31 protein-coding genes are annotated in these 19,491 nt (G+C 63.4%); 22 read left to right on the forward strand and 9 right to left on the reverse strand.

The features are described 5' to 3' along the window. Positions 1-10 precede the first annotated feature (10 nt). The 22 genes from ASE67_RS02625 to ASE67_RS18080 all read left to right on the forward strand — a co-directional run bounded on the left by ASE67_RS02625 (position 11) and on the right by ASE67_RS18080 (position 15,066). The gene (locus ASE67_RS02625) at positions 11-277 is read left to right on the forward strand and encodes a spike base protein, RCAP_Rcc01079 family (protein ID WP_055756494.1); all 267 of its coding nucleotides are present in this window, start codon (positions 11-13) and stop codon (positions 275-277) included. A gap of 3 nt (positions 278-280) precedes the next feature. Beyond that, complete coding sequence (locus tag ASE67_RS02630; RefSeq protein WP_156348479.1) at positions 281-2,107, forward strand: hypothetical protein; 1,827 nt, start codon at positions 281-283, stop codon at positions 2,105-2,107. After that, positions 2,104-2,547: an HK97-gp10 family putative phage morphogenesis protein gene (locus ASE67_RS02635; protein WP_055756499.1), complete on the forward strand. Its 444-nt coding sequence runs from the start codon at positions 2,104-2,106 to the stop codon at positions 2,545-2,547. The genes ASE67_RS02630 and ASE67_RS02635 overlap by 4 nt, the downstream gene beginning before the upstream one ends. A 3-nt stretch (positions 2,548-2,550) precedes the next feature. Beyond that, a complete protein-coding gene (locus ASE67_RS02640) occupies positions 2,551-2,943 on the forward strand; it encodes a DUF3168 domain-containing protein (RefSeq protein ID WP_082456901.1) in 393 nt (130 codons plus the stop codon). Positions 2,944-2,954: 11 nt separating this feature from the next. Then, the gene (locus tag ASE67_RS02645) at positions 2,955-3,389 is read left to right on the forward strand and encodes a hypothetical protein (protein WP_055756502.1); all 435 of its coding nucleotides are present in this window, start codon (positions 2,955-2,957) and stop codon (positions 3,387-3,389) included. Beyond that, positions 3,389-3,769, forward strand: coding sequence for a hypothetical protein (locus tag ASE67_RS02650; RefSeq protein WP_055756505.1), 381 nt, complete (start codon positions 3,389-3,391; stop codon positions 3,767-3,769). Before ASE67_RS02645 ends, ASE67_RS02650 begins: the two co-directional genes overlap by 1 nt. 71 nt (positions 3,770-3,840) lie before the next feature. Next, entirely contained in the window at positions 3,841-4,062 is a 222-nt protein-coding gene (locus tag ASE67_RS02655) for a hypothetical protein (protein ID WP_055756506.1), read from the forward strand. 58 nt (positions 4,063-4,120) lie between these two features. After that, positions 4,121-4,585, forward strand: coding sequence for a hypothetical protein (locus tag ASE67_RS18075; protein WP_156348480.1), 465 nt, complete (start codon positions 4,121-4,123; stop codon positions 4,583-4,585). A gap of 57 nt (positions 4,586-4,642) precedes the next feature. Then, the gene (locus ASE67_RS02660) at positions 4,643-7,159 is read left to right on the forward strand and encodes a tape measure protein (RefSeq protein WP_082456902.1); all 2,517 of its coding nucleotides are present in this window, start codon (positions 4,643-4,645) and stop codon (positions 7,157-7,159) included. Beyond that, positions 7,156-7,746, forward strand: a complete 591-nt coding sequence (locus tag ASE67_RS02665; protein WP_055756510.1) for a hypothetical protein — start codon at positions 7,156-7,158, stop codon at positions 7,744-7,746. The genes ASE67_RS02660 and ASE67_RS02665 overlap by 4 nt, the downstream gene beginning before the upstream one ends. Beyond that, positions 7,743-8,348, forward strand: a complete 606-nt coding sequence (locus ASE67_RS02670) for a hypothetical protein (protein WP_055756513.1) — start codon at positions 7,743-7,745, stop codon at positions 8,346-8,348. Before ASE67_RS02665 ends, ASE67_RS02670 begins: the two co-directional genes overlap by 4 nt. Before the next feature lie 2 nt (positions 8,349-8,350). After that, on the forward strand, positions 8,351-8,758 hold the full coding sequence (locus ASE67_RS02675) for a DUF6950 family protein (RefSeq protein ID WP_082456903.1): 408 nt from the start codon (positions 8,351-8,353) through the stop codon (positions 8,756-8,758). After that, positions 8,758-10,839: a hypothetical protein gene (locus ASE67_RS02680; protein ID WP_055756517.1), complete on the forward strand. Its 2,082-nt coding sequence runs from the start codon at positions 8,758-8,760 to the stop codon at positions 10,837-10,839. Before ASE67_RS02675 ends, ASE67_RS02680 begins: the two co-directional genes overlap by 1 nt. Before the next feature lies 1 nt (position 10,840). Further along, the gene (locus tag ASE67_RS02685; protein WP_055756518.1) at positions 10,841-11,266 is read left to right on the forward strand and encodes a hypothetical protein; all 426 of its coding nucleotides are present in this window, start codon (positions 10,841-10,843) and stop codon (positions 11,264-11,266) included. A 22-nt stretch (positions 11,267-11,288) separates the two neighbouring features. Continuing rightward, positions 11,289-11,687: a hypothetical protein gene (locus ASE67_RS02690; RefSeq protein WP_156348482.1), complete on the forward strand. Its 399-nt coding sequence runs from the start codon at positions 11,289-11,291 to the stop codon at positions 11,685-11,687. Further along, a complete protein-coding gene (locus ASE67_RS02695; protein ID WP_156348483.1) occupies positions 11,684-12,811 on the forward strand; it encodes a hypothetical protein in 1,128 nt (375 codons plus the stop codon). Before ASE67_RS02690 ends, ASE67_RS02695 begins: the two co-directional genes overlap by 4 nt. A gap of 129 nt (positions 12,812-12,940) precedes the next feature. Then, a complete protein-coding gene (locus ASE67_RS02700; RefSeq protein ID WP_055756524.1) occupies positions 12,941-13,393 on the forward strand; it encodes a hypothetical protein in 453 nt (150 codons plus the stop codon). Continuing rightward, positions 13,386-13,697, forward strand: a complete 312-nt coding sequence (locus ASE67_RS02705) for a hypothetical protein (protein WP_055756526.1) — start codon at positions 13,386-13,388, stop codon at positions 13,695-13,697. The genes ASE67_RS02700 and ASE67_RS02705 overlap by 8 nt, the downstream gene beginning before the upstream one ends. Beyond that, entirely contained in the window at positions 13,690-14,040 is a 351-nt protein-coding gene (locus tag ASE67_RS02710) for a hypothetical protein (RefSeq protein ID WP_055756528.1), read from the forward strand. Before ASE67_RS02705 ends, ASE67_RS02710 begins: the two co-directional genes overlap by 8 nt. Continuing rightward, positions 14,037-14,633 (forward strand): glycosyl hydrolase 108 family protein, encoded by a 597-nt coding sequence (locus ASE67_RS02715; RefSeq protein ID WP_055756530.1) that lies wholly within the window; start codon positions 14,037-14,039, stop codon positions 14,631-14,633. Before ASE67_RS02710 ends, ASE67_RS02715 begins: the two co-directional genes overlap by 4 nt. Next, positions 14,630-14,902, forward strand: coding sequence for a hypothetical protein (locus ASE67_RS02720; protein WP_055756532.1), 273 nt, complete (start codon positions 14,630-14,632; stop codon positions 14,900-14,902). Before ASE67_RS02715 ends, ASE67_RS02720 begins: the two co-directional genes overlap by 4 nt. A gap of 2 nt (positions 14,903-14,904) precedes the next feature. Next, the gene (locus ASE67_RS18080) at positions 14,905-15,066 is read left to right on the forward strand and encodes a hypothetical protein (protein ID WP_156348485.1); all 162 of its coding nucleotides are present in this window, start codon (positions 14,905-14,907) and stop codon (positions 15,064-15,066) included. Positions 15,067-15,840: 774 nt separating this feature from the next. Here the strand turns inward: ASE67_RS18080 and ASE67_RS02725 are convergent. The 9 genes from ASE67_RS02725 to ASE67_RS02760 all read right to left on the reverse strand — a co-directional run bounded on the left by ASE67_RS02725 (position 15,841) and on the right by ASE67_RS02760 (position 19,245). Continuing rightward, the gene (locus tag ASE67_RS02725) at positions 15,841-16,026 is read right to left on the reverse strand and encodes a hypothetical protein (RefSeq protein ID WP_055756533.1); all 186 of its coding nucleotides are present in this window, start codon (positions 16,024-16,026) and stop codon (positions 15,841-15,843) included. Positions 16,027-16,225: 199 nt separating this feature from the next. Beyond that, positions 16,226-16,933 (reverse strand): hypothetical protein, encoded by a 708-nt coding sequence (locus ASE67_RS02730; protein ID WP_156348486.1) that lies wholly within the window; start codon positions 16,931-16,933, stop codon positions 16,226-16,228. Then, positions 16,930-17,133: a hypothetical protein gene (locus ASE67_RS02735; protein WP_055756538.1), complete on the reverse strand. Its 204-nt coding sequence runs from the start codon at positions 17,131-17,133 to the stop codon at positions 16,930-16,932. Before ASE67_RS02735 ends, ASE67_RS02730 begins: the two co-directional genes overlap by 4 nt. Next, positions 17,130-17,747 (reverse strand): HNH endonuclease, encoded by a 618-nt coding sequence (locus ASE67_RS02740; RefSeq protein ID WP_156348487.1) that lies wholly within the window; start codon positions 17,745-17,747, stop codon positions 17,130-17,132. The genes ASE67_RS02735 and ASE67_RS02740 overlap by 4 nt, the downstream gene beginning before the upstream one ends. Before the next feature lie 8 nt (positions 17,748-17,755). After that, positions 17,756-17,884 (reverse strand): hypothetical protein, encoded by a 129-nt coding sequence (locus tag ASE67_RS18705; RefSeq protein WP_268795344.1) that lies wholly within the window; start codon positions 17,882-17,884, stop codon positions 17,756-17,758. Next, on the reverse strand, positions 17,881-18,078 hold the full coding sequence (locus tag ASE67_RS02745) for a hypothetical protein (RefSeq protein WP_156348488.1): 198 nt from the start codon (positions 18,076-18,078) through the stop codon (positions 17,881-17,883). Before ASE67_RS02745 ends, ASE67_RS18705 begins: the two co-directional genes overlap by 4 nt. 17 nt (positions 18,079-18,095) lie before the next feature. After that, positions 18,096-18,479 carry a Lar family restriction alleviation protein gene (locus tag ASE67_RS18830; RefSeq protein WP_055756544.1) on the reverse strand — a complete coding sequence of 128 codons (384 nt, stop codon included), beginning with the start codon at positions 18,477-18,479 and terminating at the stop codon, positions 18,096-18,098. Continuing rightward, positions 18,476-18,724 (reverse strand): Lar family restriction alleviation protein, encoded by a 249-nt coding sequence (locus ASE67_RS02755; protein WP_055756545.1) that lies wholly within the window; start codon positions 18,722-18,724, stop codon positions 18,476-18,478. Before ASE67_RS02755 ends, ASE67_RS18830 begins: the two co-directional genes overlap by 4 nt. After that, complete coding sequence (locus tag ASE67_RS02760; protein WP_055756547.1) at positions 18,721-19,245, reverse strand: hypothetical protein; 525 nt, start codon at positions 19,243-19,245, stop codon at positions 18,721-18,723. Before ASE67_RS02760 ends, ASE67_RS02755 begins: the two co-directional genes overlap by 4 nt. Between the last annotated feature and the right edge of the window lie 246 nt (positions 19,246-19,491).

Raw genomic sequence — 19,491 nt, forward strand, 5'->3', positions numbered from 1 at the left:
GGGTAACGACATGGCCGATCCTTTCGCCGCGTTCGCTGATTCGACGGACGGGCCAAGCGCCGCGCCGTTCGCAATCGTGCCGCATGACACGAACGAACTCGCGACCGTGCCGAAGGGCATTTACGTCGGGACCGGTGGCGACGTGACCCTGCGCGGCGTCCGTGGCGCCGCCGACGTAACCTACAAGAACCTCCCGGATGCGTCGTATATCGCGGTGCGGGCACAGTATGTCCGCGCGACCGGCACGACGGCCACCAACCTTGTCGCGGAGGCCTGAGGCATGACGCGCAGTTCGGGAGCGATCGGGGGCGTCAGCACTAGGCAGCTTGCCGTCCAAGGTGTTGGTAGGGTGCCAGTATGCGTCCGCTGCGACACGCTGGCCGACTATAAGGAATGGACCGCATTCACCGGCCGCGCGCCGGACATGATCCACGGGTTTGCATCCTCTGCCCTCGGCGGTTCGACGCCGTATGAGAATAACATTGGGGCCTTCGATGCGTGTTTGGGTGTCGCCCGATCGATCATCGCGACGTGGACCGCCAATGCCGTGACCCTCGGGGTTCCGGTAATTCCGATCTGCTGGGCTGTCCCAGGGGCGACCAACACCCAGACGGCGGCAGACGTGGGCGCGGGTGTCTATGACGACCAGATTCTAGCTCTGCTATCGGCGTTCCTTGCGCACCGCACCGACACGGGTCCGATCAATATCCGGCCGAATTGGGAGGGCGGCTATCCGAACACTTGGCCGTGGTCGTTCACCCGGTCCACGCAAGACGCGACGGATTACAAGGCGTCGTTCCAGCGGATCGCGACGCTGGCCCGTAGCCTTTCGGAACGCTTCAAGATCGAATGGTGCGTGCAGCATTATTGCACGGACACCGGTGGTGCGATCGTCGACCCGACCGTCGCCGGCAATCCCGGCCCGGCGTTCTTCGATATTGTCGCCCCGGACGTGTATGTCGTCGGCAACAACTTCGGTCAGAACATCAACTTCAGCGATGTCGCGCGCAGCACGGCAACCCTGAAATTTGCGGGCTTCCCCTATGGCGCCCGCTATCTCGCGGACTATGCGCGCGCCAATGGCAAGCAAATGTCCTTCCCTGAATGGGGGATCGGCGCAGACTCTCCGGGCATGATGCGGGATTATGCCGCCTTCATTCAGGACCCCAGCAACCGTTTCGCCTATCACGGCGTGTGGAATAAGAACGCTTCTCCGCCCTTCTTCTGCCGCGTCTCGAACCGTCAGCATCCCAAAAAGGCTGCTACCTACCTCGACAGCTTCGTCGGCACCGGCAAGGCGCTGACCGAGCAGTCCGAGACGTCGGCCTATGCGTTGCGCGCGACCGCGCCACCTGTAGCGACCCGGCGCGCCGCGATCGACAAGCTGTATGCGCGCCTGAAGCAATTCGGTCTGCTGTCGAAGCTGGACGAAATTTACCTGCTGGCTGGCGCCGACAACGACATCAGCCGCCTCGGACTCAAACTGACCGGCGGCGGCTTGCCTGCTGGCAACGGCCTGCCGGCCTACAAAGTGCCCGGCAAGCAGCTGGTCATCAACGGCGCGCCGATCTTCACGGCCGATCAGGGGTGGCAGGGCACGGGCACCTATGCCGACTATCTCAGCACCGGTCTGAACCCTGCGGCGGGCTGGAGTGGGCGGTTTGTCCAGAACAGCGCTCACATGGGTATCCTATCGCTGACTGCGATGGACAACGCCGGCACGGCCAGCGGCGATTTCGGCTCGAACGTCTCGTCGATCGGGCGAAACACCGCATCGACGTGGGTGGGGCGCCCAAACACCGCTGCCGACGTCAGCATTTCCGCAGCCGGACGCGGTGCAGGCCATATCATGTGGAACCGCACGGCGGCGGGGGCCTGGCAATCGTTCTTCAACGGGGCGCCTGAGCGAAGTGGCACCGATGCCAGCACGGCGATCATCACGAACGACCTGCATATCGGTCGCATTGCCGGCATTCGCGCGGGCGTGAACCGCCTGGCGGTGGCTCACTTTGGTGCAGCGCTGACGGTTGGCGTGAACCAAAATGACCCGCTCAATCTTTACAGCGCTATCCTCGAATACGCGCAAGCGGTCGGGCTGAACCCGTGACGACCCGCACCGTCCGCGTAGAAGGGCTGCGTGAGCTTGACCGTGCGCTCGGTCAGCTGCCGAAGTCGACGGCGCGGGCGGCATTGCAGCGGACGCTGAAGAAGGCGGCGCAGCCGCTGAAAGCCGCGATGAAGGCCAAGGCGCCGAAGCTGACCCGCGCGCTGGAGGAATCGATCGTCGACGGGACGAAGCTGACCGGGCGGCAGGCGCGGATGGTCAAGAAGGACGGGAGGGCATTTGCGACGCGGCATGTCGGCAGCGCCGATCCGTCCGCGATCCCGCAGGAGTTCGGCACCTTCAAGGAAAACGCTCAGCCTTTCGCTCGCCCGGCATGGTCAGAGACGCAGGACGAGGTGCTGGCGATCATCGGCCGCGATCTTGGGCAGGAAATTACCAAGGCCGCGCAGCGGTTGGCGGTGCGACAGGCGAGGGGGCGGTGACGCATGGACATGGAAACCGCCATGCGCGCCCGATTGCTGGCCGATTCTACGGTCGCCGAGCTGGTCTGCACGCGGGTGTACTGGATTGAGCGCCCACAGGCGACCTTGCTGGAAGCCATCACGCTCCAGCATGTCACCGACGAGCGCCGCACGAATTACGACGACTTCGACGGGATGCAGCCGGGCTACGTTCAGGCCGATGTGTGGGCATCCAGCTATGCGAAGGGGAAGGCGATCAAGGAGGCGGTGATCGCCGCTCTTGCGCCTGCTGGCGAGCATGGCGGCGTCCGCTTCACCCGTGCCTTTCCCGACGCCCGCGATCTTAGCGAGCGGGTCGATACCAAGACGATCTTTCGGCCATCGATCGACTTCACCTTTTTCTACGGCCAAGCCTGAGGGAGCATACCATGGCAGACGAATCCACGGGCTTCGGCTCGTCCTTCTCGATCGGCAATCCGGTCACGCTGATCGAACTGGCGAACATCGAGGAATTCCCCGACCTGCCGTCGTTCACGCGCGATCTGCTGGACACGACGCACTACAAGACCGCCGGCGGCTTCATGACCTACATGGGCAGCCCGCTGAAGGATGGCGCCGAAAGCGATCTGGTAATGAAGATCGCGCTCGGATCGGCCAGCGATGTGGCCTGCCGCACTGCCATGGCTGACGGTCTGGAGCGCCCCTACAAGATGGTGCTGCCGGTCGCGGGCGGGGAGACGTGGGAAATCACGGGAAACCTCATCGTGCGTAATTACGTCCGCACAAACCCGAAGGCCGATCTTCGCCTCGCCACGCTGACCGTGAAGTGGTCGGGTCAGGCGACTGAGGCAGAGGGCGCATAATGCTTGCTGCCTTCTATCACGAAGAGCAGCTGACGGTCGGCGACGAAACGCTGCGCTTGGTCATCAATTTCGCGGCGCTGGACGCCGTAGAGTCGCTGACCGGGCGCGCGTTCGACCGCATCCTTGCCGACTTCACCAAGAAGGATGCAGAGCCGCAGCTGAGCTTGCAGGGCAAGGTCGTATGGGGGCTGTTGCGCCAGCATCACCCCGAAATCACGCTCGATCAGGTCGCGGCACTGCTGTTCGGCCCGACCGGTGCGCGGATCGGTGCGGCGATTGCCAAACTGATGGCGGCGGCGTTCCCTGCTGCTGAACCGGCAGACCCGAAAGCGAAGGGCGCAAACCCTCGCAAGCCGCGTGGAGCATCGAATCCTTCCTGACCGCATGGTGTGAGCAGGGGCTGACGCCGGCCGAATTCTGGCAGCAGACGCCCCGCACCTATCTGGCGATCATGAAAGGCCGGGCACGCGCGGCGAAACACGAAGCCGAGCTGATGATTTCGCAGGCGTGGCATTGTGAAGCGTTCGCCCGCGCGAAAAGGCTGGAACCGCTAGGCCACTATCTGCCGAGCGATGGCGAGGAAGCGCAGCCGGTGCAGGCCGAGGTTATCCTGGACGCTATGATGACCATGCAGGCGCATGGCGTGCCGATGAACATCAACCGGCTGCATTAGCTGTGGACTGAAGCCAATTACGCCGCATCATCTAACCTTTGCAGGTAAGGGTGATTCGGTGACGTGGCTGAAAACATTTGCAACGGCGATTTTTGGAGGAAAACAGGAAACCTTGCCGGATCGGCGTAAGCTGAGCCTGACTGGTTTCTACTGGCAAGTGAGCGGCGTAACCGCATTGGCATCTAGCCGAGGGTTCTCCCAGAAAGTTGTCGGAGAGTCGTTCTACAGGGCGGAAATTGAAGAGGTCGTGGGTGGAGCGACGACCCATGGCGTCACACTTGCTATCGCCGCCGTCCTAAGTCCGGCAATCTACAAGGGCGACCCAGCAATTGACGTCCTTCTCGGGGGCAAAAAGTGCGGCTCAATACCGAAAGCGGAAGTGCCGGCGCTGCTTAACGAGTTGTATGAAGTATCTTCAAGCGGCATCGCCTCAGCCAAAGCCCGTGTTAGGGCGGGCTTCGAAGGTGGCGATTATTGCATTGAATTGAACATTAAGCGGCCACTGGCTGCGAAGATCGCCTAAGGTCGGCACCGGCTACGCCGGTTGTCGCTGCTCGGGCTACAACCGGGGAAGACGCCTATGCCGTCCGCACTAATTGGCGCGCTTCGGGTCGAACTTGGAATCGATAGCGCGCAGTTCAGCAATGGCCTGAAGCGCGCTAATCGAGACGCTTCCAGCGCATCACGCGCAATCGAGCGCTCGTTGGGCGGTATAGGCCGCGCCGTGGCCGGGTTGACGGCGGGTTTTGCTGGCATGAGGGCCGCGCAGGCGTTCCTCGCTATCTCCGACAAGGCGAAGTCGATGGAGAGCCAACTACGGCTCGCTACGGCGTCCTTTGGCAGCTTCACGAAGGCGCAGGAGGACAGCGAGCGGATTGCGAAGGAAGCGCGAGGCGGCATTGTGGAGACAACGAGCCTCTACAGCAGTTTCTTGCGCACGTCGGCAGAACTTGGGCGGACGCAGGCGCAGGCGGCAACCGCAACCGAGACGTTTAGCAAGGCGCTAAAGCTGGGCGGGGCCAGTACCGCGCAGATCAACAGCGCCACGCTCCAGATGGGGCAGGCGCTCGCATCGGCCAACGTCCAGTGGGATGAATTGGGCCAGATTTTGGAAGCGTCTCCCCGGCTTGGGAAGGTATTCACGGACTATCTGGGCAAGACGCGCGGCGAACTGAAAAAGATGGCCGAGGACGGGAAGCTCACCAATCAGATGCTTTTCGACGCCCTGAACGATTCTAAGATTACGGCCGGCATCAATCAGGAGTTTCGCCAGCTTTCCAAGACCTTTGACGAAGCGATGCAGCAGGTTGAGAACGCATCGATCGCGACGTTTGCGGCCTTCGATCGCGGAGGGCAATTTTCCAACATGCTCGCAAGCTTCATGAACGAAGCCGCGACCGGGTTTAAGGGCATGTCGGGCGACGCTGAGCAGACCGGCGTTGAAATCCGCGCAATCATGGAGGGCCTGCACGACGCTTTCGAACCGATGGTACAGGGAGCGTTGGCGGCGTTCGAAACGATCGGCCTCGATAGCCGGAGCCTCGCAAAGCAGATCGCGGACGACCTCTCCATTATCGGCAACGGCATCGACGCCATCCGCAATTTTGACAACGGGCTTGAGAACACGATCCGCAACAAGATCGGGCTTTCTGGCAACGGCGAGGGGCCGTCCGGGTTCGGCAAGCGGTTCGACAGTGGCGCGGACGCATATCGCCGCGTGGGCGCTCTACGGGCGCGCGACCGGCAGGCCGATAAGATGTTCGACAAGCTGCTAGGCGGCACGCCCCAACCCGCGCAGATTGGCGATTGGTTCCGGGGTGAAGGGGCCTTCGCTCCCCGTCGCGCTCGCTCGACTGCGGCCGGGAAGAGTGGCGGCAAAGGCAAGAGCGCGGAACAGCGCCAGCGCGAGGCGGAGCGGGCGGCGGAAAAGGCCATCCGCGATCAATACCAGCTCGACCGCGAGGCACTGGCAGGGAAGCGGGAACTTCTATCGGCACAGCGCGACCTGACGACCGACTATACCGAGCGCAACGTCTTGTCCGTTCAGATGCTCAACCTAGAACGGCAGGCACGCGAAAAGCAGATCAATCTCGACTTGGCGATGGGCGATATTTCGAAGGTCGAAGCCGATCGCCGACGCGCCTTGGAAGACCAACTGACGCTGCTGGGCAAGCAGCGCATCTGGCAAGAAGAAGAGCTTGCTCGCCTTGCGGGGATCGCGGAGGTTGAGGACGAGGCATTCTCGCTTCGCGAACGCGCGCTACAGGGCGAGGCGACACTGGCCGAAACGATGGCCGAACGCCGCGAAGTCGAAATGCGTATCCTCGACCTCGCCCGCGAACGCGAGCAGAAGGAAATCGACCGGCTGCGACTGGGATCGGTCGAGGATCAGCAGCGCGCGGACATGCGCCAATCGGCGCTGAACGGGAATTATGCTCGCGACCGGGCAACGGTGATGCAGCAGACGCGCGGGCCATGGGAATCCTTCCTTACCAGCTTGCCGGACACCGCCGCCAAGGCGAATGAGGCGCTTGAAGGCGTAGCGGCTAATGGCGTCGGTACTCTAATTGATGGGCTGTCTTCAGCTGGCTTTAAGATCAAGGAACTCGGAGCCACGTTCAAGCAGGTCTCGAAAAGCATTCTAGCCGATCTATTGCGGATCCAGCTCCAAAAAGCGTTCGTCGGTGCGATCGGCAACGCGTTGGGTGGCCTGCTGGGCGGCTTGGGCGGTGGTCTGAAGGTAGCACCGGGTAGCGAATTCGGGCTGGGCAATGACCTGAAGAGCTTCACCCCGAACCTCACAGGCTTGGCGACTGGCGGCACAATCAGCGTGTTGGGCAAGGGCGGGCTGGATACCAACCTGCTGTCGATCAACGGTATGCCGGTAGCGCGGGTCAATCGTGGCGAGCGCATCCGGGTCGATCCGAACGCGACGCCGGCCAATGACCGGCAGTTGTCGGTGATGGTCGAGAAAAGCCCGCTGTTCGACGTGACCGTTCGCGATATTGCGCAGACCCAGGCGACTGCATCGACGATTGAAGGGCAGCGGACGCAAGCCCGCCGCGCGCGCAATACGATGGGGCGGGGTGGCCGATGATCGACCTGACCACCGCCCCGATCGCCGAAAGCGTGCCGCGCCTGCTGCAATGGGGGTCGGAACTGACGCCGACCCTTGGCGGGGTGACGCAGCGGCTCGACCGGCTCGGGTCACGGCACGGGCTAGACGTGCAGATGCCGCCGATGCGGATGGCAGACGAGGGGCGGCGGTGGATTTCGCGGCTGCTGCTGGCAAAGCAAGAGGGCGGGCGCATCGCCTTTCCGCAGGTCGATTTCGAGCCGGGTCCGTGTGGGCGCCCAACGGTCAGCATTGCAACCGCATCGGGCCGCTCCATCCCGATCACGGGTGCCACAGCCTATTACACCGTGCGTGAGGGCCAGTGGCTGTCTGTCACCCATGCCGGCAGGTCATACCTTTACTGCGCCACGGCACAGGTCGTGCTGAACGGCAGCGGGGCAGGCGCTGTGCCGGTCGACGTGCTGCTGCGTTCGCCGCTGTCGGTCGGGGATGCGGTGGAGCTGTCGAAGCCGGTCATTGAGGGATGGCTGTCGGGTGACGGCTACGAATGGACGCTGGAGCGCAGCCGCACCGTGGGCTTGGGCTTTACGATTGTGGAGAGGGCATGACCGCTCTGCATCCCGCGCTCGATGCCGCGCTGGCTGGCGACCGCGCGCTGATCTTCGCTGCGCTGCGGGTGGACTTCGACGGCGATCCGGCTCTGCTGCTAGACGGATCGGGCACGGCCACTTTCTCGGTCGACGGATCGCCCGTGACGTTCATCGGCGCGCACCCGGTCTGGGGTTCGTGGGACGGCATCGACGACTATTCGGATGGTGCTGGCGATGAAGCCCCGTCCTTCGCATTCTCGCTCCTGCCCCCGGTTGGTGCTGACCCGGAAGCCATCGCGACCGACGACATGCAGGGCACCCGCGTGCGTTTCTGGATCGGGGCTATCAACCCGCAGACGGGCGCGGTGATTGGCGAACCGCTGCTGCTGTTCGACGGCGAGATTGACGTGCCGACGCCGGTCATTGCCATGCAGTCGGTGCGGGTCGACTTCGATTGCGTGGGCGGCATGGAACGCTTCTTCGAGAATGAAGAAGGGGTGCGGCTTGCCCCAGCGTTCCACAAGCGGGTCTGGCCGGGTGAGCTGGGTTTGGACTTCATCACAGGCGTTCCCGATCCGGTATATTGGGGCCAGTCGACACCGAGCGGGGTGCGCATATGAAGATGCACCAACGCCGCGACGTGACGCAGGCAACGATGGATCATTTCACGCCGAAGCCGTTCGATTGGTGCAAGGCAGCGACCTGCGTCCACATGGTCCGCCGGCATGTCGCTGCAATGGGCCATCCGGTGCCGCCGATGCCGCGCTTCCGGTCGGCTCTCACCGCCAAGGCCGCGCTGACCGAGCGGGGCTGGAGCAATCTGGCCGAGATGATGGACGCGACCTTGCCCCGGATCATGCCGGCGCAGGTCATCATGGGCGATGTGGTCGAATTGCAAAGCGAAAGCGACGTGTTCGGCGCCCTGTGCATCGCGCTCGGTGACGGCCGGGTCATGGGGTATTCCGAGGGAAACGAAGGGTTTAGCGTAATGCAGCCTTTCACCTCTCCTATCGCGGCTTGGAGGGCATAATGTCCAAGGTCGCAAAGATCGCCGCCGTCGTCATTGCCGTCGCAGCGGCCATTCCTTCGGGTGGCACATCGCTGCTGGCGGCGGGCGTGGCGGCGGCAGGGGTGGCATCGGGCGCAGCTGCGGTGGCCGTGGCAAGCGCCATTGCGATCGGGTCCAATCTGGCGGTCGGGCTGCTGTCGCCACGTACCGGCGGCACGGGTGGTGGCACGCAGACGGATTGGTCGGCCGATCCGCGCGCGCCGATCCCGATCCGCTTTGGACGCACTGGCGGCGCAGGGAACATCGTCTATCGCAAGGGCAGCGGCGAGGCGGATAAGAACCAGTACCAGACGCTGACGACGGTATTGAGCGGTGCTGGACCGATCGACGCAATCGAGGCGAGCTATGCCGACAAGAAACTACTGACCTTCACGGGTGCGGCTGCAAACGCGCCGTTCTCGGGATGGCTGTGGGAGGTTCGCCAGCTTGGCCTTTGCCCTGAACCGGCTGCGCTGAACACCGGCGTTGGCAATAAGCCGGGCTGGACCGCCGATCACAAGCTATCGAGCCTCGCGGCGGTGCAGACGACCCTACGCTACGACAGCACAGGCAAGGGCACCTTCATGACCGAGCCGGGGATGCTCTGGGTCACGCGAGGCGTGCGCTGCTACGACCCGCGACTGGACAGCACCTATCCCGGTGGCAGCGGGCCGCAGCGGTGGTTCGATCAGACGACGTGGGCCTTCAGCAAGAACCCCTACATCGTCGGGCTGACCTGGGCGATCGGGTGGAAGGCGAATAGCGTCCGCGTGGCTGGCGTCGGCATCCATATCCGTAATATCGAGGTGTCGCGGTTCGTCGAAGGCGCGAACGTCGCCGACTTCAATGGCTGGACCTGCGGCGGTGAAGTCTCGACGGGTGACGACAAGTGGCAGGTGCTGAAGTCGATCCTGCAAGCCGGCAGCGGGGAGCCGCTGAAGGATGGCGCAACGCTCTCCTGCATGGTCAACGCGCCGCGCGTGCCGATCGCAACGATCACCCGCGACGACGTTGTGGGCGAAGTTAGCGCGCCGCGCACGCAGCCGCGCCGGGATCGGGTGAATGGCATCATCCCGACCTATCGCAGCGAGGCGCATTTCTGGGAGGTCGTGCCGGGCGAGGTTGTCCGTGACGCCGCGATGCTCGCCAAAGACGGCGACGAGCGGACGAAGGAAATCGCCTACGGGCTGGTGCAGGTCGAAGGTAGCGAGGACGTGCAGCAGACGGTCGAGCTTGCCGGCTATGATCTGGAGAATGCCCGCGAAGCCGGCCCGATCACAATGCCGCTCAAGCTGCGGTGGATCGGCTTCCGCGCTGGCGACTGCGTGACGATCGACGCGGACGAGACGGGCCTGTCGGGCAAGCAGATTATCCTGCTGAAGCGGTCACTTGACCCCGCGACCGGCATGGTCCCGATGACGATGCGGACGGAGGACCCGACGAAGCACGCGCGGGTGTTCGCACGCACGGGCACGCTGCCGCCGATCGTGGTCCCGGTGCGGCCGGATATTCCCGGCGATTATAGCGAGAATCCGATCGCCGATGAACTAATGGCTGACGTGACCGAGTTGCAGGAGCAGTTCGGCGTTGCGACGGGTTGGGCCAATTACGCGCATACGGGCGGCGCGGTGACGATCGCTGCTAATACCCGCACGCAGCTTATCATCAACGCCGGCACGAAGATCGAGACGCAGAAGCCGAGCGACATTTCGGCGCTGTGGGATGGCACGGCAAGCCGCATTACGGGCCGCAATGGCGACGCGGTGGGCGCCCGTATTCGCCTGATCGCTACGCCGACCGACGCCACGGCCAGCACGCTCAAGGTCGAGTTCGACATTTCAGGAACGACGCCGGTAGCACCGGGAGTCGACCCGATCGTTGCCGCTCGCACCGAGGCTCTGATTTCCGGCGCGGCAGTCCCGCAGTTGATGACGCTTACGGAGCTACTGTTCATGGGCGCGACGTTCGCTGCGAATGGCTGCGCGGTCTGGGTCACATCGGACGGCCCGGTCACGATCACCTCGCCGTCGATCCACATTCAAGTCACGCACAGGGCGCGCTGATATGGCGATGGAATATACCGGCGAGGGCAGCATCCCAGACATTCGGGCGCGGCTGCCGAAGCGTCGCGGGCAGGTGACGTTCGGCACGAATGGAACCGCGACGATCGAATTCAATCCGCCGATTTCCTTGACCCGCGAGCCGTTCGTGCAGCTGACCCCGCGCATCGCGCCGCTTTCGGCCGAAATGGTCATCGCCAATCTGGTGGACGGCAGCTTCACCACGAACGCGCAGGGCATGTACACCAGCGTCCAGATCAAGGGCGGGCGGTTGCGGGCCAATCTGCCAACGCTGACCGTGTTGTCGCTGGGCGCGTTGCTCACAAGCGTCGTCACTGGCGTAAACGCGATCGTGACGGCTCTGACCGGCCTGACGCTGGTCAACAGCACGACGATCAGCGGCGTCAAGGTCGACTGGCAAGCATCCTAACTTTCCACTTTCGGAGAACGCTATGACGCCTGGCAATCTGCCAATGGTGCTGCGGCGCAATGCGCCCGATCCATTGGTGCTGCATCTTGAGGGACCGGACGGGCCGCTTGACCTCACCGGCTATTCGCTTCGCCTAGAGGTACGGCTTTACCCTGGCCAGCCCGGCGCACCCTATCTCTCGGCTACGACAGCAAACGGCGTGATCGTGATCACAGATGCCGCCGCCGGGTCCGTGAAAATCGACTGGCCCCAGATCGCCGACGAAATCGAAGCCCTTCCAGTAGGCAGCGAGGCTGGCAATGCCGGCGAACCTCGCGTCGATACTTTCTCATACGACCTGCTGCTGTTCGACCCCGACGGTCGCCCGCAAGCAATTCTTGAAGGCCCCGCGCCTGTTCCTTTCGGAGTGACCATCCCATGAGCGAAGTCGTAAAGGTTGTCGTTGGTGCCGAGCGCGGCCCAGTGGGGCCTGCTGGCCCGATTGGCCCCGCTGGCACTATCACCGACGCAAGCGGGTTCTTGGGCGCGCTCGCAATCGCTGCCGGCGGGGGTTCGAAGCCGCTGATTACGCGCGCCTCGGACGGCTTGGTCGTCGCAAAGATCGACGTAAATAGCGGCTTCACCGGTTATGCAGGCACGCTGACCAGCGGCGCGGGCCGCGTCACGATAGGAACGAACACCCCTACCGGTGACGACAGCGCGATTATTCTGACGCGCGCCGTCGTCGGCGACACCCATTCCCATGGCGTCCGAGACGAAGGCACGGTGGACGGGACGGTCCTGAACAACGCCTATGCATCTTTCGATGCGGTGGCGCGTGTCATCAGCGCATCTTCGACCCCGGTAAAGCTGGACCACATTCGTGGCTTCCAGGCTCGTATGCTCTATGACCGGGCGGGAGCGCTTGAAGAATACAACGGGTTTGGATCGCAGGCCAATATCCTGCAAGGATCAGTGGGCAACCTGTTCGACTTCCACGTCCAGACGCCCGCTGTTTCCGCTGGGGCCACGATCCAGAACCATTTCGGCATCCGAATCGACAAGCTCGACAAAGCGGTCACGAACGTCGGCATCTTCTGCGAGAATGACTGCTACTTTCTGGGCACCGTGCAAATCCAAGGCAATCTAACCGGCGTCGTCGGCATGGATGCATCCGCGCGTGTCAGCGGGCAGGACATCCGCGCGAAGGGCACTTTGTCTGCGGTGACGGCCAATGCGACCGTCCTGATCGGCAGCCGTGGCGCTGCCAGCTACGGCGCTGTGCAGGGATATGGCGCGCTTAGCAGCGGCGCGCAGACCACCAAAGGCCTCGCGCTCAACCCGGACGGCGGGCAGGTGCTGGTTGGCCGCAACGGCGTGCCAGTCACCGGCGAAGCATTCGAGGTTGGCGGCACGATCGGCGGCACTGCTTATCGCGTCAGCGGCACGAAGGTTGTCGGCGCGCAGGGTGCTGCCGTCGCCGATGCGACCGACGCCGCTTCCGTCATCACCCAGCTGAACGCTCTCCTGTCGCGCCTCCGCGCGCACGGGCTGATCGCCACCTAACGCGCCCCCGGTCGCACCCACCGGCAGGAGAATGAGAATGCCTGATCAAGTCCCCCCGTATCCTTCGCCGACCCCGACGCCCACTCCGACGCCGAAGCCGCCGGCCAAGCCGACCGGTAGCCCGCGCTAATGGCGTGGCTGGCAGGCTTTAGCGCCCTGAGCGTGTGTGGGCTGCTGTTGGCAGTCTATTCGCGTGACGAGGACGCGCGCCTGCTGGCCGTGGCGCTGGTGGGGCTGGCAGGTGCCGGCGGTGCGCTGTGGACGGCGGACGCTATGACGTATTTGCCGCTGATCGACTGGCTTATCGCTGTGCTCGCCTTCGTCATGTGGGATGTGCGCCGTGCTGACTGGCTTCGGGCATTCGTTGCGGTCTGCGTCGTCCGCCTTGGGACCCACATCGGCATCGCCATCTCGCCGCCGGCCTCGCTCTGGCTGTTCTATCACCTACTGAACGCGACCTTCGTGGCGCAGGTGTTCATCGTGTCAAAGCAGGGGGGCATTCGTGCTGGCAATCGGCTGTTTTTTTGGCTTCGTGGCGTTCGCGTGGCTGTACCGGCGCAGGCGTTCGTAGGTCATGGATGACATGCACCCGGTCGTCCGCCACGGCTATCTTCTCATGGCTGCGATTGCCGGGTCGGTGACGGCGCTGTCTTTCCGGCAGTGGAAGACGATGTCGACGGCCGAAATCGCGCTGACGCTGTTCGTCGGCGCGTCGTTTGCGATCTTCGTGACGCCGCTGATCGCCGAGTGGATGACGATTGGCAGCCCGCGCGGCGTGGCGGCGCTGACCTACATTACCGCGTCCGGCTCCAATGTCCTGATCCCGGTAGCAATCCGCTGGCTCAAGCGCGTGTTTCCTGTGGAAAAGGAGGCGGTCGATGACTGATCCTCTCGACCTGTTCTGCGTCGGCGGCAACATGCTGGCGCGGCTGATCCTGACATTCCTGTCAGCCGGCATCCTGCATTACTACCATGACCGCCTGATCGCTTCGCAGCGGATCGGTCTGGGCCTGCTGGGCGGGCTGTCGTTCCTGACGGTCCCTGTCGTGCTGGACGCCTACACGGCCAACGCAGGCACGCCGTTCGACGTATGGGCAGGCTTTGGCGCGTCGGTCGGCATGACAATGTTCCTGTGGGGATCCTTCGTCCGCATCCGCGCGCACTCGCGGGCCAATGAACAGCAAATCCACCACGCGCGCCACCATTTGAAGGGGAGGGGCAAGCTATGATGACGCCACACGACTTCGCGAAGGACTTCATCACCCGCTGGGAAGGCAAGCTCTCGCTCGACCCCATAGACAACGGCAATTGGACCGGCGGCAAGCAGGGCGTCGGCGCGCTGGTCGGGTCCAACTACGGCGTGACGGCCGCAGCGCTGGCGGCACATCGTAAAGTCCCGGTCGCCACGATCACCAAGCCGGTCATGGCCGCGCTGACGCTGGACGAAGCCGCCGACATCGCGCTGGCGCAATACTACCGCAAGCCGCGGCTCGACCTGCTGCCATGGAACCGCGTCACCGCCTCGATCTTCGACATGGGCTGGGGCACTGGACCGTCGCAGGCGATCAAGCTGCTACAGCGCATGGTCGGCACGGCTGACGACGGGATCAATGGTCCCGCGACCGCAGCCGCCTACAAAGCAATGCTCGATCGCTTCGGGGAAGCCTTCGTCTCGGCGCTGTGGTGGTCACGGCGATACGACTTCTACGATGCCATCATCAAGTCGCGGCCGGCGAACGCCAAGTATGAGCGCGGGTGGAAGAACCGCTCGGACTATTTCACGCCTGGTGGTGATGGCTGGTGGTCGAGGTTCGCGGCATGACCGGCCTCAAGCTCCCCGACGCGCGTGGGTGGATCGGCATCGGCGTGTTCCTGCTGACAGTGATGGTTTTCGCCATGACCGCCGCCGTGCCGGCCCTGCGCGACAATGAGTATTTCAAGACGCTCGGCACGCTGGTTGTCGGTGCCTTCATCAAGGACGTCGTGTCGTGGGCCTATGCCGCGACCAAGGGCGGCGGCGAGCTGGCCGAGCAGAACGCGACGATCGTCCGCAAGCAGGCGGAAAGCAGCCCGCCAATCACAGGGGAATGACCATGAAAATCAACGTCGGCAAGATCGCCAAGGCCGTAGCCACGAAGGCGAAAGAGAACCCCGAAACGGCGCTGGCGATCGCGAGCCTGCTGGCACCGGGCCTGTTCCGCAAGCTGGCGCCCAAGGTCGTGCCGATCATTGTGGCGGTGGCTGGGAAGAAGTAGGGCGGCGGCGCTTTGGCATCATCGCCTTGGTTCAGCCGCCACCTGCACCAACTAGCTAATACCGTACCGCCCTGTGCTGCGGAGCGCCCCTCCTTCCGAAGGAGTAGGCCAAACCGCAGCCCACAACTCTACACGACTCGCGCGTTTCCGCAAGTTCCGCTTTGTCAACGGGGCGGGGTGTGGTAATTATTCAAGGCTGCGGCGGCGTGGATGGACACGGGGCCGACGAGTGACCAGCAGTTCGCGCCGCTACGTCCTGCTCGACAGGCTCCGGGGAAGCGGGACAGCGTTGCAGCCGGTTTCGAGTCCGGCCCGCAGCTACCCCAACATCCACCTCAGCCGCGCCTCGGAGGTCGACAAAGGCCGCATGACCCCGTGCAGGTAGGAGAAGCTATTCCAGCCCTTGCATCCTTCGGTCAGTCGACACCGACAGCGGCGATTGCATAGCGAATAGTCCGGCCCGACCTTGGCAAGCAGCGCGACCAGATCGACCCGCTGACACACCCGGCACCTGTCGCACCACACCTGCACGACGCACCCGCTTTCGACCATTGCGCCGACCGTCTCGGCCCAGCGTGGAAAGTCCCATGGCCGTGGTGTTCGCCGCATCCCCATGGGGAACGGGTGGAGAACGAAATCCTACAAGTCGAGTCATTATCGGCAAGCGGTATTGCTGCTAGCCGAACAGCCACCCGCTAGCAGCAACCACCACCGCCAGCCCGACCAGCGCGAGCGCCACTCCGGCCCAGAACTGGCGGCTTAGGAGGACCGGCTTCACTTCGCGGCCTTCACCTCGACCACACCTGCCCCACGCTTTGCCGCCTCGATCACCATCCGCACGTCGGCGATCGTCAGCGGCATGTCGCCGTCGATCTGGTCGCCTTCGGGGTAGGTGTCGGCGAAGTCCTGTAGCCGCGCGATGGCGGTGTTCAGGGCAATTTGGTCGTGGGGGTCGGTCATGGACATTCCTACTGCACGATGGGCCAGCCTGTGGTTCCTTCGACACGATATAGCAGGCTATCCACGCCTGCTACCGTCATGCCAATAGCGCGTGCCGCTTCCGCCTTTGTATGACCGGCTGCAGAATGCTGTCGTAGCTGTTCAAGACGCAGACGGGCACGAGCAGCGTTGGTCGCTCGCGATTTGCGCTGACCGGGAGTCATGCCCCCTCCACCTTCGCGGGCGGGGATTGCAGGGCGAGGATGGCGTCGGCTTTGTCCAGAGATAGCCGAACCACAGCGTCGGCATTGTACTGCCAATGAGCCATCTGACGGCGAATGTAGCCTTCACGTTCCTGCCATTTTTCAGGTGCGATGATCCGCGCAATCGCTTCCCGGCTTTGCTCCCCCACCGCTGCGGGCGGGCGGGCGAGGGCGGCGGCGACTAGCAACTCGACGGTCGCAAAATCGAGTTCGATCCGATCACCGCCACGCGCACGAGCCTTGCCGATCCACCCTTGGATACGGCTTGGCAGGTCGCCGAGTTTCGTGCGCTCAACTGGCGCAGACGATGCCAGCAGCGCATTATGGGATGCCTCCCCATGCCACGCTGGAACCCCATCCCCGGCAGGCGTGATCGGTTTGCCGCCGTCGGCAAAGGCAGGCGCGGAGGCGAGGGCGGCAAGGCGGTCAGCGACTTCGGTCATAAGCGCCGACGCGCGCTCGTAAGTGTTTACCATAACACGCTGTTGCGGTGTCATAGGGATCGCTTCCATGGTTCGCGTGTCCACCCGGTTGCGATGCCCGTTCGCAGCATCGGTCATCAAGAAAGCCTCACCGCGTAGTCGTCCGGCGAGGTGTTGCAATGTTCCCGGTTCAGGCACCGTCACCGGCGCGTCGTTCGTGGGGGGCATGCGGGGGTCGGTCATGGCATTTTCTCGATTTGGGAGTTGCGGTCATCGAACCCGCGATCGTAAGCCGCTCGCAGCTTCGGATTGGCGTAGCGATTGTCGGGATGATGGGATCGGTCGCGGCGGCCATGGCCACTGTCGTATGCGACCTGCTCCGTGTAATTTGCGCCAGGCCAATGAACGATTTGCGCATTGCCCGCTTCATTTTCCTCGCTCACTTCGCATTCTCCTGTTTCAGGTGCTGGGCGACGCGGATCGATTGGGTGAATGTGCCCCATCGCCTGCCGTCGCGGATCATGCGGACCGTATCCTTGCCGACGCCGTACTCTCTGCCGACGCGGGTAGGAGACTCACCGTTCAGAGCGCGCCAGCAGATCGTCCGCGCTTGCGTCTCGGTCAGCTTTGAACTGTTCGCTCGCGAGCCGACTGCGTGGGTGCCATGAATGTGCTTGTCTCGCATATTCGCGAGACGGGTCTTCCAAGCGAGGTTCTCGGCCCGGTTGTCTGTCCGGATGCCGTTGACGTGCGACGCCTCCAACTCTCCATCTGGTTCGCCATGGAATGCGCGGCAGACCAAGCGGTGCGTTTCGCGCGTAACGCTTTTGCCATCCTTGTTCAGCGCGACCACTGGCCTGCCGTTCCGGTTCAGGTGTTGAATCATTACCCGCGCCGGCACGGTAACAACTTGGCGGCGACCGCGAACGGTACGGGTGAACGTCCGGGCAAACGAGTAGACCAATCCCTGATCGCAAACCGCGTAATAGCCTTCGTATCCGGGTATCCACCGCTGGTTTGGATCCAGCTTCGCCGCGACCTCTGCGTCAGTCTGCATGGGGAAGGTCACAGCGCACCTCGGATCAGCAAGCCGATGCCTGACCAGAAAGCGCCGAACATGACGACCGCGAACAGCTTGTGCCAGTCGAGTTCCAGCCACGCGGCCCGCAGCCGCCTCACAAGATCGTCCGTCATGGGCGGGGGTCCTTTGCGTAGTCGGTTATGTCGTGGGCGGCGATGATGTCGAGTTTGCCTGTCGGCTGCTTTCCCATCGCGGTCTTCACGAATGCGCCGCGCGCCTCGTCCTCGCTATGGTACCAGCCCACATGGCTCTCGATGTAATTGGCCTGCTGGCCGGCTGACTGCACGAAGACGACCGTCGTGCCCATGAATAGCCGCACCCCGCTCACCCCCGTTCTCCGAGGGCTTGGAGGGCGGCGGCTACAGCTTCGATTTCGGTGGCGTGCATATCCGAGCCGTTCGACCGGAGGATCCGAGCGCTATCCAGCAGCCAATAGGTAGCAAGACCGGGCAGCTCCACCCGCTCCACGTCCGCATCCCGGCCTTCGATCGGCGGGGTGGGGGTGGCGCGCGTGTTCCAGGCGCAGGTTGCTAGTCGAGAATTGTCCTCTCGCCCGAAACCGTCGTCGCAATTAGGACCTTGGCAACCGCACTTAACGCACGACACCTCCGCGTCCTCAAATACCTGCTTGCCGATATCAAGCCGAGCCGCGCCCCCGCAAAAGGGGCAAGTCTTCAGCAGCTCGCCCGCAGGCGCACCCCCGCTCATGCCGAGGGGCCTGATAGGCGGGTGTTCCACGCGGCGATGGCGTCGCGGCGATGAGAGAAGTCGTTGAACGGTGCCGGGTCGCCAATAATGCACTGATCGTTCTGGCACTGGACCGTCGAACTGGTGCTGCTCACCAACTTCGCCTCGCTACCGCAGAACGGGCAGGGCAGAAGCTTGCAGGTGCAATGCTCCGGGCCGTCCTCATACAGCAGGCCGCAGTCGGGATCGTGCGCATTCTCGCTCATGCTGCGGCTCCTTCGGTGAGGGGGGCCAGCGTTGTGAACTGCATCACGGCGTTGATCTGGTGGACCAGCGGATGCGCATGGGTCATTTCAAGCGTCAGGTCCTGCCAGCGGTCATCGCCTCGCGCCTGCTGTAGCAACTGCGCCGCCAGTGGGTCGTAGGTAGTGGCGCTGAATTGATCGACCCGGATCAGCCGCAGGACATATTCATCCTCGTCCAGCATCCACGCCAAGTCAGCGATGCGCTTGAATTTGTCGTTCTCGATTTCATTGCAGACGACCGCTTCGAAGATCGTCACGACCTTCCGGCCTAGGTCGACCATGTAGGCGTCTGGGATGATGCCGAGATGCCGGAACCAGTCGCTTGTGATCTCGCTTTGCAAGGTCGACGTGTCCGGCAGTTTGCGCAGCGCGTCTTTGAACCCGCGGGTCTTTGCGGTCGGGTTCGCCTCCAGAATGCCGGCAATCAGGGCGTGGTGCGGGCTGGACAATTTCTGGCCAGCAAATGCCGTTTCGTTCACCATTGAATCACTCTCCGTTCTGGCATCGGAATGCCGGTTACAGAGCGTTTGGAATGGCTTACGGCCCTTCACACGGGTGGGGTCACAGGTTCAATCCCTGTCGCGCCCACCAGATCAACGGCCGCCCGGCACTTCGACCTCTGTAAAGAGGCGCTGTGCCGGGCGGCCGTTTCTGATTCCGGACGTGGCGTGCCGTTTTGGCAAGTGTCATAAATCAGAAACCATAACGTCTTCGAAACTTCATCGAAA

The organism is Sphingomonas sp. Leaf23, assembly GCF_001421585.1.
In the GTDB taxonomy this organism is placed as follows: domain Bacteria; phylum Pseudomonadota; class Alphaproteobacteria; order Sphingomonadales; family Sphingomonadaceae; genus Sphingomonas.